At 40.7% G+C, this 15,663-nt stretch carries 15 protein-coding genes; 1 reads left to right on the plus strand and 14 read right to left on the minus strand.

The features are described 5' to 3' along the window. Positions 1 to 65 precede the first annotated feature (65 nt). The 6 genes from ADH54_RS06740 to pbp2b all read right to left on the minus strand — a co-directional run bounded on the left by ADH54_RS06740 (position 66) and on the right by pbp2b (position 6,800). Entirely contained in the window at positions 66 to 770 is a 705-nt protein-coding gene (locus tag ADH54_RS06740; protein WP_049524534.1) for a TIGR02206 family membrane protein, read from the minus strand. 90 nt (positions 771 to 860) lie between these two features. Further along, the gene (locus ADH54_RS06745) at positions 861 to 1,472 is read right to left on the minus strand and encodes an NUDIX hydrolase N-terminal domain-containing protein (RefSeq protein ID WP_049524535.1); all 612 of its coding nucleotides are present in this window, start codon (positions 1,470 to 1,472) and stop codon (positions 861 to 863) included. Further along, a complete protein-coding gene (locus ADH54_RS06750; protein ID WP_049524536.1) occupies positions 1,462 to 2,832 on the minus strand; it encodes a UDP-N-acetylmuramoyl-tripeptide--D-alanyl-D-alanine ligase in 1,371 nt (456 codons plus the stop codon). The genes ADH54_RS06745 and ADH54_RS06750 overlap by 11 nt, the downstream gene beginning before the upstream one ends. 84 nt (positions 2,833 to 2,916) lie before the next feature. Beyond that, entirely contained in the window at positions 2,917 to 3,960 is a 1,044-nt protein-coding gene (locus ADH54_RS06755; RefSeq protein ID WP_049524537.1) for a D-alanine--D-alanine ligase, read from the minus strand. A gap of 175 nt (positions 3,961 to 4,135) precedes the next feature. Then, entirely contained in the window at positions 4,136 to 4,732 is a 597-nt protein-coding gene (gene recR, locus ADH54_RS06760) for a recombination mediator RecR (RefSeq protein WP_000966741.1), read from the minus strand. Positions 4,733 to 4,742: 10 nt separating this feature from the next. Then, a complete protein-coding gene (gene pbp2b, locus ADH54_RS06765; RefSeq protein ID WP_080980814.1) occupies positions 4,743 to 6,800 on the minus strand; it encodes a penicillin-binding protein PBP2B in 2,058 nt (685 codons plus the stop codon). Between the two features lie 193 nt (positions 6,801 to 6,993). Between pbp2b and ADH54_RS06770 the strand changes: the two genes are divergently transcribed. Beyond that, positions 6,994 to 7,845 (plus strand): MurR/RpiR family transcriptional regulator, encoded by an 852-nt coding sequence (locus ADH54_RS06770; protein WP_049524539.1) that lies wholly within the window; start codon positions 6,994 to 6,996, stop codon positions 7,843 to 7,845. 15 nt (positions 7,846 to 7,860) lie between these two features. Here the strand turns inward: ADH54_RS06770 and ADH54_RS06775 are convergent, their stop codons facing one another. The 8 genes from ADH54_RS06775 to ADH54_RS06810 form a co-directional block, all read right to left on the minus strand. Then, on the minus strand, positions 7,861 to 8,745 hold the full coding sequence (locus ADH54_RS06775) for an ROK family protein (RefSeq protein ID WP_049524540.1): 885 nt from the start codon (positions 8,743 to 8,745) through the stop codon (positions 7,861 to 7,863). Between the two features lie 17 nt (positions 8,746 to 8,762). Further along, positions 8,763 to 9,680 (minus strand): dihydrodipicolinate synthase family protein, encoded by a 918-nt coding sequence (locus ADH54_RS06780; protein WP_001281519.1) that lies wholly within the window; start codon positions 9,678 to 9,680, stop codon positions 8,763 to 8,765. 173 nt (positions 9,681 to 9,853) lie between these two features. Further along, positions 9,854 to 10,498 carry a YesL family protein gene (locus ADH54_RS06785; RefSeq protein ID WP_000057509.1) on the minus strand — a complete coding sequence of 215 codons (645 nt, stop codon included), beginning with the start codon at positions 10,496 to 10,498 and terminating at the stop codon, positions 9,854 to 9,856. A 19-nt stretch (positions 10,499 to 10,517) separates the two neighbouring features. Further along, positions 10,518 to 10,970, minus strand: a complete 453-nt coding sequence (locus ADH54_RS06790; RefSeq protein ID WP_000575442.1) for a YhcH/YjgK/YiaL family protein — start codon at positions 10,968 to 10,970, stop codon at positions 10,518 to 10,520. A gap of 270 nt (positions 10,971 to 11,240) precedes the next feature. Next, positions 11,241 to 12,080 carry a carbohydrate ABC transporter permease gene (locus ADH54_RS06795; RefSeq protein ID WP_042900523.1) on the minus strand — a complete coding sequence of 280 codons (840 nt, stop codon included), beginning with the start codon at positions 12,078 to 12,080 and terminating at the stop codon, positions 11,241 to 11,243. Between the two features lie 15 nt (positions 12,081 to 12,095). Further along, positions 12,096 to 12,962, minus strand: a complete 867-nt coding sequence (locus tag ADH54_RS06800) for a carbohydrate ABC transporter permease (protein ID WP_161800819.1) — start codon at positions 12,960 to 12,962, stop codon at positions 12,096 to 12,098. A gap of 327 nt (positions 12,963 to 13,289) precedes the next feature. Beyond that, a complete protein-coding gene (locus ADH54_RS06805; protein WP_049524541.1) occupies positions 13,290 to 14,618 on the minus strand; it encodes an ABC transporter substrate-binding protein in 1,329 nt (442 codons plus the stop codon). Positions 14,619 to 14,730: 112 nt separating this feature from the next. Beyond that, positions 14,731 to 15,429 carry an N-acetylmannosamine-6-phosphate 2-epimerase gene (locus tag ADH54_RS06810; RefSeq protein WP_049524542.1) on the minus strand — a complete coding sequence of 233 codons (699 nt, stop codon included), beginning with the start codon at positions 15,427 to 15,429 and terminating at the stop codon, positions 14,731 to 14,733. Positions 15,430 to 15,663: the final 234 nt, after the last annotated feature.

Raw genomic sequence — 15,663 nt, forward strand, 5'->3', positions numbered from 1 at the left:
TCAGAAATTCATTCACTGTAAACTTTATCAACAATCTGTCTATTGCCAAAAAAGAAAGCTCATTTCTAAGCTTTCTTTGCAATCATTTTTTCTGTTTCTTGTTCTAAAAATAGTTCCAAGATTTTCTTTGTCAACGTAATCGCCGCTGACAAGGCCAGAGAAACGATTAAATAATTAGCTACTAAGCCGTGGTCTCCAACCAATGGCGGTTTTGTCAAAAATCCATAATCACCACCTGTTACCAAATTGACCACAAAAATCAAGGCATTTAATGCAAAGGTCATGAGAAAAATTCCCTTCACATCCAGCAATCGCGCATTATAGTGTCTCAATAGATAAACTAGAGAGTTCCCCAAAAGTGCTAAATGCCCAAAGATAAAGGACAAAATGGCAATATGGGGGAAAGGATAGGCATCTGGCACTGGATAAACAAAGGCTGCTAATGTCCCAAATGTTCCCAACAATGCAAAATACTGCCTATATTTAGACTGACCAGGAAGCAAGAGTACCACAAACATAGCCATACGGCAATGGTAGAAAGGTAAACTTTCTGACAGTGGCATATGATTGATCCCATACCAACCATAAAGTAGGATTAACTGAACTGCCTGTAAAATCTGGAAAAATCGTTGGTAAACCTTCTTCTCACGATAACGATAGGCTGTATAAAAGGTCAAGGCCAAGAGTGTAAATATACTGACATACCAAAAAAGATCAAACTTGGGTGGCTCGGTTGCTTGGGTCGTAAAGAAAATATCCCATAAATTCATCTAGTCTTCCTCATGATTCAAAATTTTCCTGCATTTTATTATACCATGCTATTTGTCAAAAATGAATTTAGAAATACGATAATCATCTTCTTAATCAAGATATTGCTCCCTCTGACCTTGATAAACCTGCCAAAGAATCTCTATTTGCTCCTTGGTAATGCGTTTTTCAGATAAGTTCGGCAGTTGGTCAATGGCAAAAAATTGAAGGTCTGCAATTTCTTGATTTTCTTGGAATTGTCCATCAAGAAGCTTGCATTCAAAAACAAACTTTGCATATTGTTTACTCTGTAGTTGGAAACGATTGGTATCAAAAACAGCTAGTAGTCGTTCAACTTTGGCTTTAAAACCGGTTTCTTCTTCAATTTCCTTGAGAATATTTTCAGTTGGTGAATAACCGACCTCGCCAAAGCCACCTGGCAAAGCCCAATCATTCTCTCCTTGTCCCCTAACCAGACAAATCTTTTCGTCCTCAACAATCCAAGCACGGACGTCCATTAACGGAGTTGCATAAGCGGAAGTTGGCTTCAAAACTTCTGCCACTTCTTCGGCATCAAGGTCTGATGCTTGATTCAACATTTCAGATAACAGACTTCGCAAGTCTTCATAGCGCTCACGGTCGAAAGGATCTTTTGTAAAGGTTAATCCAGTATCTGTAAGGGCAATCATTCTTTGAAGATACTTGGCAAAATCACTAGCATTCATTTTCTAAACTTTCTACCAGCTTAGCTAGATTCATGGAGTTAGAGCCTTTGAGTAGGATTTGGTCGTGGGCTCCTAGACTTTCCTTGACCTGTTTGACTAGATCTTCAAATTGGTCTTGATCTTCTGTTTTCTTGAAGTAGTAAACGTGGCCGATTGGGAACATTTGACTGGCAAGTTGGGCCAATTCAGCAATGTCTTTTCCATAGAAAATAACGGTATCCAGCACATCTGGCGAAAGACTCAAAATCATCTGGTTATGAAGTTGAACAGACTGGTCACCAAGTTCCTTCATATCCGCCAAGACAGCGATTTTTTTGCCGCCTTCATTGGCTGGAATGGCAGAGAAAGTCTCTAAAATCAGCTTCATAGCAGTTGGATTGGCATTGTAAACATCTGATAGGATATCTGCTCCATTGGCTGCTTTCTTCCACTCGGTACGGTTACGCGTCAATTCAAGATTTTGGAAGGCCTTATGAATTTGCTCCTCTGAAACCCCTTCTTGTAGGGCAACATAAGACGCAGTCATGGCATTAGTGGCATTGTACTTACCAGTCACTGGCAAATCAAGGGCTTGATTTAAGAAATTAGCTTTAAAGGTCAGACTATCCTTGCGCTCAACCAAGTCTGTGATTTCCAACTCTGCTCCTTGACCAAAACGGACCACCTTTTTATCAGCTGGCAAGTAGGCCTCTACAATAGTGTCAGCCGGAGCTAAAAGCAAGGAACCAGGTGCCATCCCGTCTGCAATTTGCATTTTTCCTTGGGCAATCTCCGAACGGTCTTTGAAAAAGGCCAAATGAGCCTCTCCAACCAAGGTCACGATGGCTGTTTTTGGATGAGCCAATTCAGACAAGAGATGAATATCTCCCAAGTGATCCTGTCCCATCTCCAAAACCAACTTTTCTGTTCCTTCAGGCATATGGAGAACTGTGTATGGAAGACCAATCTCATTATTGTAGTTTCCTTGTGTTTTGTAAGTTTTGTAGGTCGTTGACAGTAAATGCGCCAACATGTCTTTGGTCGTTGTCTTGCCATTTGAACCCGTAACCGCAAAGACATCAACCGCTGTTTTTTCAAGATAGTAGGCAGCTAGGGTTTGAAAGGCAGTCAAAACATCATCTACTAGAATGTAGGGATGATTTGCGATTTCTTTCTCAGACAAGGTTACAGCAGCGCCATTTTCAAAGGCTGTTTCAATAAAGTCATGACCGTCACGCGCACCTTTGAGTGGCACAAATAAATCTCCAGTCCCAATCAATCGACTGTCAAACTCAGCCTTTTCTAACTGGGCGTCCGCAAAAAGACTAACATCATTTTTAGCTCCGACAACTTGGGCCACTTCATGAATTGTTAATTTCATTTCTACTCCCTTAAAAAGGGTTGAAGTCCGAGAACTTTAGTCACCTTGCAGTGATGGTTCTGGCTCCTACCCTCTCTTTCATTTTTATAGCAAATGCGCTTCGCGCTTGTCAAAACTTTCCTTGGCAAGGTCAACCAAACGCTCGATTAGTTCTGGGTAGCTGATTCCCATATTGTCCCAAAGCAGTGGATACATTGACCACTGGGTGAAACCTGGCATGGTATTAAGCTCGTTTAGAAAAATCTCTCCCTTATCTGTATAGAAGAAATCGCAACGAGAGAGACCGAGGCCACCAATGGCACGGAAGGCCGTTTCTGCATTTTGACGCATGACAGCTACCACATCATCACTGATTTTGGCAGGAATATCCATAGTAATCTTGTTATCAATATACTTGGCATCGTAGTCATAAAAGGCAACGTCCTTGACAACTTCTCCAGGTAGCGTGCTCTTGACATCGTAGTTACCCAAGAGGCCAACCTCAATTTCACGGGCATTTACTCCTTGCTCTACCAAGACACGGCTGTCATATTGAAAGGCAAGTTCCAAAGCCTGACGAAGTTCTTCTTGATTTTCAGACTTAGAAATACCGACACTAGACCCCATGTTTGACGGCTTAGTGAAGACTGGATAAGTCAATTTTTCTTCCACTTCAGCAATTTTAGCAGTCACATCATCACCTTCAACGATGGCCACATAAGGAACTTGGGCAATGCCAGCAGATTCTAAAACACGCTTGGTCGTGATTTTATCCATGGCAAGACTTGATGACAAGATATTGCAGCCAACATACGGCATTTTCAAAACTTCCAAGAATCCTTGGACAGAGCCATCTTCTCCCATCGGACCGTGAAGGACTGGAAAGACAACTGTCCCTTCTTCGTAAATAGCACTTGGTGCAACTTTCTTATCCCAATCAATAGTTTCATTGGTCATGAGACGGTCTTCTTGCCCTGGAGTCTGGCTAAATTCTTGCGTTTTGATAAAGTCACCTGACTGGCTAATAAAGAAAGTCTTAACTGTGAAACGGTCGTAATTGACCGCACGCATGACACTTTCCGCTGAAAGGACAGAGACTTCGCGTTCTGCACTACGTCCACCGTATAAAAGAATAATCGTTTGTTTCATATTATTGGTTCCAATTCTAATAGAATACTCGCTCTTTAGTATATCATATTTGCTTGGTTTTTTAAAACTTGAACCTGATCCTACTCATCACACTATACAAAAAGAGGCCGATAGGAACGATTTTCAGCCTCCTTGATTTTTTATAAATGAATGGAGTTCGTAAATTTGTCTACACTTACAACTCTGTTCGATTTTCAATAGCCCGTAAAAGGGTCACTTCGTCCGCATACTCGATATCAGCTCCGACTGCTAGACCTCGTGCTAGACGAGTAACCTTGATCCCTGCAGGTTTAAGAAGTCGAGAGATATACATAGAAGTCGCTTCACCATCAGCTGTCGCATTGGTGGCTACGATGACCTCTGAAACCTCGCTATCCATGAGACGAGTCATGAGACTTTTAAGATTGATATCGTCAGGGCTAATCCCATTCATTGGTGAAATGAGGCCGTGCAAGACATGGTATAGTCCATGGTATTCTTGGATATTTTCCATAGCAGCAACATCTCGGCTATCCTCTAGCACCAAAATCGTTGTCTGGTCACGAGTCGGATCAGTACAGATAGAACAAGGATCGTCGTCTGTCAAACGTCCACAAATAGAACAGTAGGTCAATTCTCTCTTAGCAGAAAGGAGATTTTTTGCAAATTCATTGACGTCGTCATCCGGCATTCCAATAGTATAAAAGGCCAGTCGAGTTGCTGTCTTAATCCCAATACCAGGAAGTTTGGAATAACTGTCAATCAACTTAGCAATAGGTGTTGGATAAAGCATGGCTTCCTTTCTAATTCATTGGATGGTGTTGGTTATATAAATTGATAATGTCGCGAGCAATTGCTGGCCCAACATTTTTGGTTAAATTGGTATTATGAGGAAAGACTACTGCAACTGCAATTTGAGGATTTTCTGTTGGAGCATAGGCCACGGCATTGGTATTATTAGCTTCTTGACCACCAGCTACATAGCTTTCACCTGTACCGGTCTTACCACTGATAGAAACAGTGGCGCCATCTGAAAACGCCCGTCCTGTCGTAAGGGGACTAGTTCCATGCGATACTTGGTAAAATCCTTGGTGCAAGATTGCCATATCTGATTCAGAAATATTGACCTTGTTGATTTCCTTGGTATCTATTGCTTGGATTAATTCCCCAAGGCCACCCTTATCATTGTTGTCGTATATTCCCTCGACAATATGTGGAGCTAGACGAACACCATTGTTAGCAATAGTTGCAACGTACTGGGCTAATTGCATCGGTGTGTAGTTATCAAACTGGCCAAAAGCATTAGTAATGAAATTGGCAAAGTTATACTCTTTGGGAACCAATCCAGTAGATTCATCTGGTAGGTCAATCCCAGTCGCAGAACCCAAACCATATTCACCAAAGGTTGAACGCAATTTCCCCATAGCAGACTCTAGATTGCTGGTGCCGACAAACATATTGGGTTGATAGGTCTGGCCCATGATTCCAAGAGCGGTTTGAACCACGTAAGCATTGGATGAATACTCCAAGGCTTCCACAGCTGTAATAGGAAAAGATCCATATGCCAATTTATACCAAGAATAAATTGGAGCTGAACCTTGGAAAACAATAGGCTGATCTGTTAAGGTTTGGTTTCCTGATAAAACACCATTTTCCCAACCTGAGCTGATGGTAGCGGCCTTAACAACCGAACCGGGTACAAAGACATTGGTCACAGTTCCCAAGGAATCCTGTGTTAACTCTCCCGTGTTCAGGTCATGTTTGAGTCCTGACATAGACAAAACAGCACCTGTTTTGGGGTTAAGGGCGACTGCATACACACCCTCAGAATACTTGGCTCCACCATTTCCTAGCTCGGAATTGAAATAACTTTTCAGCAAAGCATCCACGCTATCTTGGAAGGCCAAATCAATGGTCAGCTTGATATTGTTTCCTTTACTACCTTCCTCAATTGTATCCACACTTTCCATGTTGCCATATTTGTCCAGATGGATTTCTTTTACCGAGCGTTTTCCTTGTAAGGTCTCTTCATATTGCTTTTCCAAATAGGAGGTTCCAACACGGTCATTTAGAGAATAGCCCTTTTTAAGATAGGCTTCTGCTTCTTCCGCTGGGAGACCAGCTTTTTCACTGGATACACTCCCTACTATAGAAGAAAGGGAAGTTTCCAAAATCTTTCGATCCCAAGAAGTAGAAATACTAATGCCAGGCATCTCCTTTGAAATAGAGGCAATAACAGCCACCTGAGAATCATTTAGAGGATCTGTCGCAATGGTTCCTGTCGCAAAGTTTCCAACAGCATTTAACTGACTAAAAAGATAGATTTCTTTCTTTTCATCCTCTGTATAGTTTAGTTGACTTGTTGGAACACTATCGACCGCATTGTTATACAGTTCTGATTCGGATAGGCGATTGCCATCTGAATCCAAGCGTTTCTCACTTGGGAGAGCTTCCACTGTTTTTTTATAGATTTCAGGATCAGCCAAATAGTAATCAGCCAGCTGGCGTTCTGTCAAATTTGGCGAACTGATGCTCACATAAGTCAGTAACTTTTTAGCTATTTCTTTTAAGTCTGTAGCCGTCATTTTATTGCTACGCGTAAAGGAAACAACCTGTTTTAACGTATTTTCTACCAAAGGTTTTCCACTAGCATCATAGATTTCCCCACGGGCAGAACTGGTTGTGACCTTGGTCTGACTAGCTGAGGCTAGCTTTTTTTCGTAAAAATCCTTGTTCAAAACCTGCATATACAACAAACGACCAATAATGGTCATAAAGAGTAAAATGACGATTGAAAACAATAAATTAAGCCGAATCGGAATCGAATGGCTGTTAAATTTTCTCATACAAATCAGTCTCATTTCTAACTTAAAATCTTACTCTTAATTGTACCACAATTTGAGTAGAAAATTATGGAAAAGTAAGAAGCTTTTTTTCGTTTTTACAGTAAGATACGTTTTTATTTATCCATCCCTATATTATATGTTATAATGAATGTAAAAGTTCAATAATCTAGTCTTTTTCCAACACGACTCATTTAAAGGAGCCTTCCCTATGGACAAACCAGATATCGCAACTGTCATTGATTCACATTTTGAAGAAATGACAGACCTAGAGCAAGAAATCGCTCGCTATTTTTTACAAGCAGAAACCATTCAAGATGACCTTTCCTCCCAACAGGTCACTCAAAAATTACATATCTCTCAGGCTGCTCTGACCCGCTTTGCTAAAAAGTGTGGCTTTACTGGCTACCGAGAATTTATTTTCCAATACCAACATCAGGCAGAAAATCAAGCCAACCAAGTCTTCAAGCACAGTCCACTGACCAAACGAGTCCTCAGAAGCTATAGCAATATGAGGGAACAAACACAAGACTTGATTGACGAAGTCCAACTAGAACGAATTGCCCAATTAATCGAAGATGCTGAGCGTGTCTACTTCTTCGGAACAGGGAGTTCTGGCCTTGTCGCTCGTGAAATGAAATTACGCTTCATGCGTCTGGGCGTGGTCTGCGAAGCTTTAACCGATCAAGACGGCTTTGCTTGGACAACCAGCATTATGGATGAAAATTGTCTCGTACTTGGTTTCTCACTTTCTGGCGCAACTCCCTCTATTTTAGACAGTTTATTAGACGCCAAGGAGATGGGGGCAAAGACTGTACTCTTTTCAAGTGTTCCCAATAAAGATAGCCAGACCTATACAGAGACCGTTCTCGTTGCTAGCCACAACCAACCTTCCTACATCCAACGTATATCCGCTCAACTTCCTATGCTCTTCTTTATCGATTTGATTTATGCCTACTTTTTGGAAATCAATCGTGAAAACAAAGAAAAAATCTTTAATAGCTACTGGGAAAATAAAAAACTCAACGGCTATCGTAGACAAAAACGTGTAAGAAAATCCTAGTTTGGCTGAGCCAAACTAGGATTGTTTTGTCTTAAAATGATAATATGCACCAAGCATACCTGCTGTATTCTGGTGATGGGCAAATTCCAATCTTGTTTTTTCAGCTAGGCTTGGTACCAAGGCATCTTTCAAGGCTGTACGGATCTTGGGTTTGAGGATCGCCTCTTGTCCCATGATACCACCCCCGAGAATGACTACCTCTGGATTGGCAACATAGCAAATATTTGCCAGACCTTTTCCTAGATAGTCTACCATACGGTCAATACCAGCCATGCAGATTTTGTTTCCTTCAGTGGCTTCCTTAAAGATGCGTCGGCCATTCCACTGATCAAAATCTTCTCCATGTGCTTCAGCTACATAACGAACCAAAGCTGTGGTCGAGGCTAAGTCTTGGAACGCTCCATCCTGCATATGCATATACCCAACTTCACAGGCTGAATTGCTAAATCCATGGAAGACTTTTCCATCCATAATCAAGCAACCTCCGATGCCTGTTCCAATGGTCAAGCAAAGGGTGACACTCGCTCCCTTGCCTGAACCAGATACTGCTTCAGCCAGACCTGCACAGTTGACATCATTTTCAATCTCACAAGGAATATTAAAGCTTTCTTCGATTTCCTTTTTGAACTGGGTGCCTGCGTAGTTAGGGATTTGAGGCCCAGCATAGAAAATCTCACCCTTATCAGGATCCACCATTCCTGCAGAAGAAATGGCAACACCTGCTACTGGGCCTTTTTCTAAATAGCCGGCTACGATATCTTTGGTCTTTTGTAAGATATGAGGTCCACCCTTATGCGCCTCTGTTGGCATTTCATGCGATTCAACAAGTTGACCTTCTTGGTCGATCAAACCATATTTGATGTTGGTTCCACCGATATCAATTGCAACGTAGTGTGTCATAAATACCTCCTTATGGATTAGAGGAAGCGCTCCTTGGTTTCACGAATCAAGGTTGCAGCTGCTTCCACAACTGGACGATCGTCTTCAGTCACTGGTGTCAATGGTGAACGAACAGAACCAATATTCAACCCTTCATTAATCTTCAAGACTTCCTTAATCACACCGTACATATTTCCATGTGCAGCAGTCAATTTGCCAATGATTGCATTGATAGCGTACTGTAATTCACGCGCTGTTTCCAAATCTTTATCTGCAATCAACTGATTGAGTTTCAAGAAGAGTTCTGGCATCGCACCATATGTACCACCGATACCAGCTTTGGCACCCATGAGGCGACCACCTAGGAACTGTTCATCTGGACCGTTAAAGACGATATGGTCTTCCCCACCAAGGCTCACAAAGGTTTGGATATCTTGAACTGGCATAGAAGAATTCTTCACACCGATAACACGAGGATTTTTCAACATTTCAGTGTAGAGACTTGGAGTCAAAGCAACCCCTGCCAATTGAGGAATGTTGTAGATGACATAGTCTGTATTTGGAGCTGCAGAACTAATATCGTTCCAGTATTTAGCGACTGAGTATTCTGGCAAGCGGAAGTAAATTGGTGGAATTGTTGCAATGGCATCTACACCCAAACTTTCAGCGTGGCGAGCAAGTTCCATACTATCCTTGGTATTGTTGCAAGCTACGTGAGCAATGATAGTCAGTTTACCTTTAGCAACTGCCATGACTTCTTCCAAAATCAACTTGCGGTCTTCTACACTTTGGTAGATACATTCACCAGAAGAACCATTGACATAAAGACCTTGAACACCTTTATCAATGAAGTATTGAACCAAGGCACGCGTACGTTCTGAACTTACTTCTCCTTGATCATCATAACATGCGTAGAAGGCTGGAATGACACCTTCGTATTTTTTCAAATCTGACATAGATTTTCTCCTATTATTTTTATTTTCTGCTAAAGCAGATTCTTTCTTTACTTCTTTAGTATACACTTTACCGAAAAGGCTTTCAATATCTTGTAGGCACTTAGATTTTAGTTTCTTGCTTATAGAATAGCGTTTGGAGCGTTTGAAAGTAGTTTCAGAAATAATTGCAAGCCTTACTCATACTTAGCAAATAGCTTTTCCATCACTCCTACTTGTAAAAAAGCAAGGAGTCCAAAACCAAAGAGAATAAAAGCTGATCCTCCCAATAGAAGGGTAAAGGCTGATAGATATAGAATCATCAAAATCAAAAAGATAATTGCAATCATCAAGATAAACCAAGGAGCATTAAAACTAGCCAACATCAATCCTTTTTGAAGAATTTCTTTCCAAGATAGGTCATAACGTGCAGCGATGGGATAGCTAGCCAACATCACGATAGTGAGGAAGATAAGAACGCCTAGACAAATAGCTTTCACCATTTGGAAAGGCATAGCTGTCTGACCCCAGAAGAGATAGAGATCTAGAAGGCTTAACGAGACGATACCCAACTCAAGCAAACCTAATTGGAAACCCAATTTCAGATTTTGCTTAAAAGCTCTTAGATAGATTTTAAAAACAGGCACCCGTCTGCTCTTCTTAACTTCGAACATGGTCTCGTAGAGGCTGATTTTAGCCACTCCAATCGTCACGATGGGTAAACAAGAGACGACAAAAAGAAGATTGACTGTCACGATGTCCAAGACTTTCTCGCTAAAACGCATGAGAAAGTTGTCTGTATCAAATGCTGCCTTGATAAGGCTTACTCCTTTTTGTGCCATGTTTGCTCCTCCTGATTTTTTAATCAATCAAAATTTTAAAGAGATATTTGCGAACCTTGTCTTCCATACCTGCATAGCCATTTGGCTGGTGTGGTTCTCCTGGAAAGAAAATTGCAAAATTGTGATAACCCAACAAGAGTGGGTAGTTTTCATGACAATGAACAAAGCCAATGTCACTCGCTTCGTCGAATGCTACTGCTTCATCTTTGATACGTGAACCGTAACTCGAATATTCATGTCCTTCTACCAGCAAATGCAAATCTGCATAGTTCTTGTGATGTTCAAACTGGTCATTTTCAGCTTGATTGAGGACATTTTCCTGAACAACTAGAAAGACTTTATCTCCATCAATATCATACTTACCTAGTTCGAAAGAATCCTTACGATGTTGGTAGAGATAGTCGATAGCCTTGTCTAGATTGGGATGAATTCCTTTGTAAAAGGTGATGTTTTTCAAATCGTCAAAAATCATACTCTTTCCTTCGTTTCTGATAGTTAACTAAAACCATTCTTAAGTTTATAAGTGTCTAACAAAATCTCCAAGGTAAGAAAATACCCAACATTTTGTAGACACTTATAACTCTATATTCTCTAAATCTATAAAATATACTTCTGTATTTTGATAGATTAATTTTCCTATACTCAATGAAAATTGAAGAGCAAACTAGGAAGCTAACCGCAGACAATACTTAAGTATGGCAAGGTGACGCTGACGTAGTTTGAATTCGATTTTCGCAGAGTATTATCCTTTAACAGCTCCCATAGTAATACCTTGTGTGAAGGATTTTTGGAAGACTAAGAAGACTGTTACAATTGGCACAGCGGCAAGAGCTGCACCTGCCATGATCAAACCATAGTTGGTTGCCATTTCGGCTTGCATGGTCGCAACCCCGAGTGAAATAGTCAAATTGTTACGTGAAGTCAACATTACCAACTGCATGAAGTAGTCGTTCCAAGTATTGATGAAGGTAAAGATTGCAAGAGCTGCAAATCCTGGTTTTACAATTGGGAAGGCTACACTCCAGAAAGTACGAATCTCACCACAACCATCGATTTTAGCTGATTCAAGCAACTCTGTTGGAATATTTTCACTAAATTGTTTCATAAGGAAGACCCCAAATGGCCATCCAATCAAAGGCAAGATAACTGCCCAGAGAGTATCGTGGATTCCCATGAAGTTGACGATACGTACCAATGGTACAAGGACAACTTGTTTTGGAAGAGCCATAGCAGCGATGAAGACGGCAAAGAGGATACGTTGACCATAGAAACGTTTTTTAGCCAATACATAACCTGCTAGAGATGAAGTCGCACAGACTAAGAACATAGTTACCAATGAGATAAATACTGAGTTCCACATCCATTGCATGGCAGGGTTTTGCACCATGAGTTGTTGGAAGTTTTCCATGGTTGGCATTTTAGGGAACCATTGTGGTGGAATAACGATTGTATCAGGTTGTGATTTGAATGCCCCTGTCAAAATCCAGTAGAATGGAAAGATGAACAGCACAGTCAACAAGAGCAAAATGATTGTTGAAATAACAGTAAAGGCTGTTAATGGTTTTTTTTCTGTAGATTGCATAGCTGTCTCCTTTCTTTAGTATTCTACGTCGTTTCCAAGTACTTTAAATTGAACAAAGCTTACGATAGCAATCATGACTGCCAAGAAGACACCAATTGTGTTTGCATAGCCGTATTCTGTCAATTGGAAGGCTTTTTCGTAAAGGTAGTACATCAAGGTACTTGTTGAGTAGTTTGGTCCACCAGATGTCAAAAGCTGAATCAAGGCGAAACACTGGAATGAGTTGATTGTTGTAATGATTGCGATATAAAGTGTTGTTGGAAGGAGGCTAGGCCATTTAATCTTCCAGAAGACTTGAAACTCAGTTGCACCGTCGACACGCGCCGCTTCAACCAGTGAATTGTCAATATTCCCCATGGCCGCGATATAAAGGATAATCGGCTGACCAACTGATGTAGTCAAAAGGATAATCATAATCGCCATCAATGCCCAGTGCTTATCACCAAGCCATGAAATGTTTTGAGTAATAATATGACTAGATTTCAAAACAAAGTTTAAGATACCTGATAGCGGATCATAGATCCATTTCCAAACAACTGTTACGGCAACACTACCTGTTACAACAGGAAGGAAGAAGACAAAGCGATAGAATGATCTAGCGATAGCATTTTGGTGATAGGTTTGCGATGCTACAAAGAGTGAGAATAGAACAACAACTGGCACAGATCCAATAACCAGGATAACCGTGTTAATCAAAGACTTCATAAAGACAGGGTCTTTAAACATACGAATATAGTTGTTTAAGCCTACAAACTCAAAGTTTGTCATAGAGTAATTAAAGAAACTTGTAATGAATCCCATCACCATAGGAGCCAATACAAAGATGACAAAGAAGAACAACACTGGTGCTAGGAAAGCATAGGAAATCACTGTTTCCCGCATACGAATTTTATTGACTTTCACAGTCGGCACCTCTCTTTCAAATAGAATAATTTTTTGACTTTCTTGAACTGTTTTAAAATCAAAATGAAATTTTTTAAGATTCGCTTATGTAAGAACTTCATTTTAATTTCGTGACAGTTCCTTACATTTCAAACAAAATCCTCCCTTTTCTTACATAGACTATTCACTGGGAAAAGGGAGGGATCAATCTGATTTATACTCTTCGAAAATCGAATTCAAACCACGTCAGCGTTGCCTTGCCGTACTTAAGTACAGTCTGCGGCTAGCTTCCTAGTTTGCTCTTTGATTTTCATTGAGTATTAGTGCTTATTGTTTTGTAGCTTTTTTAATTGTTTCGTTAGCTTTTTCAGTGAAGGCTTTCAAAGCGTCCGCTGGTTTTTCGTCACCATTTGATACAGATTGCAACATTGGGAACCAAAGTGTTCTCATTTCAGCAAAACCATTGATAGTGTTGTAGTATGGTGAGTAGTATTTAGTCCAACCACTGATTGTTTCCATACGTTTGTCATCATAAAGTTTGCCAAATGAAGTACGCACTGGGAAGGCACCTGTACGAACAACGTCTTTTGGACCCCATTCTTTATCATCCGCGATAAATTGGATGAATTTCTTAGATGCTGCAACTTTCTTGTCGTCTTTATTGTTGAATACTGCAAATCCGTTTACAAGATATTCAAGAGCTGGTTTACCTGAATCTGATGGGAATGGTACTTCTACCACTTCTACTTTACTTGCTTCCAAGAGTTTAGCTTGGATACCGTTTTGAGCTGGCGCCCAAAGGATTGTGTAAGATGTTTGACCGTTGGCAAAGTTTTGGATATCTGCTCCACCGTCAAATTGTGAACCGTTGTTCAACAAACCGTCTTTGATCCAGCCAGCTGCTTTCTCAAGACCTTTGACGAATTTAGGATCATCAGTTGTATATTTTGTTACATCTTTATCTGTTACAGAACCGCCGTAAAGGTTTGAGATGAAGGCACGTGTTCCTTGGTCTCCCCCTTGACCAGAACTGAACAATGAACCTGGTGTGTAGCCTTTGTCTTTAAGCGCTTTCAAAACTTTTTCAAAATCATCAGTTGTCCAACCTTCTTTTACAAGGTTTGCAACTCCAGCTTCTTCCAACATTTTCTTGTTCATAGCCATGTAGAATGGTGCTGAACTGATTGGATACATATAGGCTTTATCTCCAGCCTTACTTGCTTGTACGATATTTTCATTGTTGACATCTTTGACAAATTCATCTGTGAAAATATCATTCAATTCAGCTAATTTACCATTTTTACCATATTGGATGATACGTCCTGGTGCGTCAAAAAGTACGTCTGGAGCTGTTCCTGCTTCGATAGCTGTTGTGATTTTTTCAGGACCTGACTTGAAGTCGATGGTTTCCAATTTCACTTTTACATCTGGATTTGCTTTTTCAAACGCTTCGATGATTGATTTTTCATATGTTCCAACACCGTCACCAGTTTTTTCTTGAGTGAAGACTGGGAATGCCCACCAAGTGATTTCTGTTTTTCCACTATCGCTACCAGACTTTCCAGCATCTTTACTTCCACCAGAATTACCACATGCAGCAAGGCTAAGAACCGCAGCACCCGCAAGTACTGTACAAGCTAGTTTTCTAAATTTCATTTGTATTCTCCTAATTGATAAGCGTATCCATATTGGATAATGAGTTCTTGCATTTGTATACGTTTTCATTTCATCCTACGCATCCACCACTCTCCTCTGTTTTTAAATTGTGTTATTTAAGACCAGCAACGAAGCGTTCTGTAATCTCTTTTGGTCTAGTAATAGCGCCACCTACAACGATGCCTCGCACTCCATATCCCAGGATTTGTTTGGCTTGTTCTGGTGTATGGATTTTCCCTTCTGCAATGACATCCACGCCAGCATCACAGAGTTTTTTGATTAATTCAAAATCGGGACCATCCACTTTAGGACTGTAAGATGTGTAGCCTGATAAGGTTGTTCCGACAAAGTCAATTCCTGCTTCAACAGCTGCCAATCCTTCTTCGAAAGTACTTGTATCAGCCATCAAGAGCTGATGAGGATATTTCTCTTTAACCTGACGAATGAACTCTTGAATTTCCAAACCATCGTAGCGTTCACGCTTGGTACAATCCAGAGCAATCACCTCGATGTCCAGTTCTGCCAATTCATCAACTTCTTTCATGGTAGCCGTGATGAAGGGTTCTTGTGGTGGATAATCTCGTTTAATTATCCCAATGATTGGAAGGTTGGTAACCTCCTTGATTTCCTTGATATCGCGAACACTGTTTGCTCGGATACCGACTGCTCCACCTTGCTCAGCCGCTTTGACCAGCAAGGGAATGACTCCTCCCGCTTCTGTATAAAGCGGTTCGTGAGGAAGGGCCTGACAAGAAACGATGATTCCATCTTTGATTTGTTCAATCAAGGCTTCTTTAGTAATCTGTGGCATCCTCTCCCCTCCTTTTCCTTGTTCTTATGAGGTCATTATATATCATTTATGAAGCGTTTTCAATACTTTGTGATAGAATAGATTTCAGTTTCAAAAGTATTTTACAGAACAGCTGTTTCTGAAAGTAGTTTCAGATAACATAAATATCCGTATCTACACCCAAATGAACTAATACTCTTCGAAAATCTCTTCAAACCACGTCAGCGTCGCCTTACCGTACTCAAGTACAGCTTG

It is taken from the genome of Streptococcus pseudopneumoniae (assembly GCF_001072315.1).
Taxonomy (GTDB): Bacteria; Bacillota; Bacilli; order Lactobacillales; family Streptococcaceae; genus Streptococcus; species Streptococcus pseudopneumoniae_R.

Bases quoted from the DNA above. Each gene is read 5' to 3' on its own strand.
- ADH54_RS06755 (WP_049524537.1), bottom strand. From the start codon at position 3,960: ATGAAACAAACGATTATTCTTTTATACGGTGGACGTAGTGCAGAACGC.
- ADH54_RS06740 (WP_049524534.1), bottom strand. From the start codon at position 770: ATGAATTTATGGGATATTTTCTTTACGACCCAAGCAACCGAGCCACCC.
- ADH54_RS06785 (WP_000057509.1), bottom strand. From the start codon at position 10,498: ATGGCACAAAAAGGAGTAAGCCTTATCAAGGCAGCATTTGATACAGAC.
- ADH54_RS06775 (WP_049524540.1), bottom strand. From the start codon at position 8,745: ATGACACACTACGTTGCAATTGATATCGGTGGAACCAACATCAAATAT.
- ADH54_RS06810 (WP_049524542.1), bottom strand. From the start codon at position 15,429: ATGCCACAGATTACTAAAGAAGCCTTGATTGAACAAATCAAAGATGGA.
- recR (WP_000966741.1), bottom strand. From the start codon at position 4,732: ATGCTTTATCCAACACCTATTGCTAAGTTGATTGACAGTTATTCCAAA.
- pbp2b (WP_080980814.1), bottom strand. From the start codon at position 6,800: ATGAGACTGATTTGTATGAGAAAATTTAACAGCCATTCGATTCCGATT.
- ADH54_RS06770 (WP_049524539.1), top strand. From the start codon at position 6,994: ATGGACAAACCAGATATCGCAACTGTCATTGATTCACATTTTGAAGAA.
- ADH54_RS06800 (WP_161800819.1), bottom strand. From the start codon at position 12,962: ATGCGGGAAACAGTGATTTCCTATGCTTTCCTAGCACCAGTGTTGTTC.
- ADH54_RS06795 (WP_042900523.1), bottom strand. From the start codon at position 12,080: ATGCAATCTACAGAAAAAAAACCATTAACAGCCTTTACTGTTATTTCA.
- ADH54_RS06750 (WP_049524536.1), bottom strand. From the start codon at position 2,832: ATGAAATTAACAATTCATGAAGTGGCCCAAGTTGTCGGAGCTAAAAAT.
- ADH54_RS06805 (WP_049524541.1), bottom strand. From the start codon at position 14,618: ATGAAATTTAGAAAACTAGCTTGTACAGTACTTGCGGGTGCTGCGGTT.
- ADH54_RS06745 (WP_049524535.1), bottom strand. From the start codon at position 1,472: ATGAATGCTAGTGATTTTGCCAAGTATCTTCAAAGAATGATTGCCCTT.
- ADH54_RS06780 (WP_001281519.1), bottom strand. From the start codon at position 9,680: ATGTCAGATTTGAAAAAATACGAAGGTGTCATTCCAGCCTTCTACGCA.
- ADH54_RS06790 (WP_000575442.1), bottom strand. From the start codon at position 10,970: ATGATTTTTGACGATTTGAAAAACATCACCTTTTACAAAGGAATTCAT.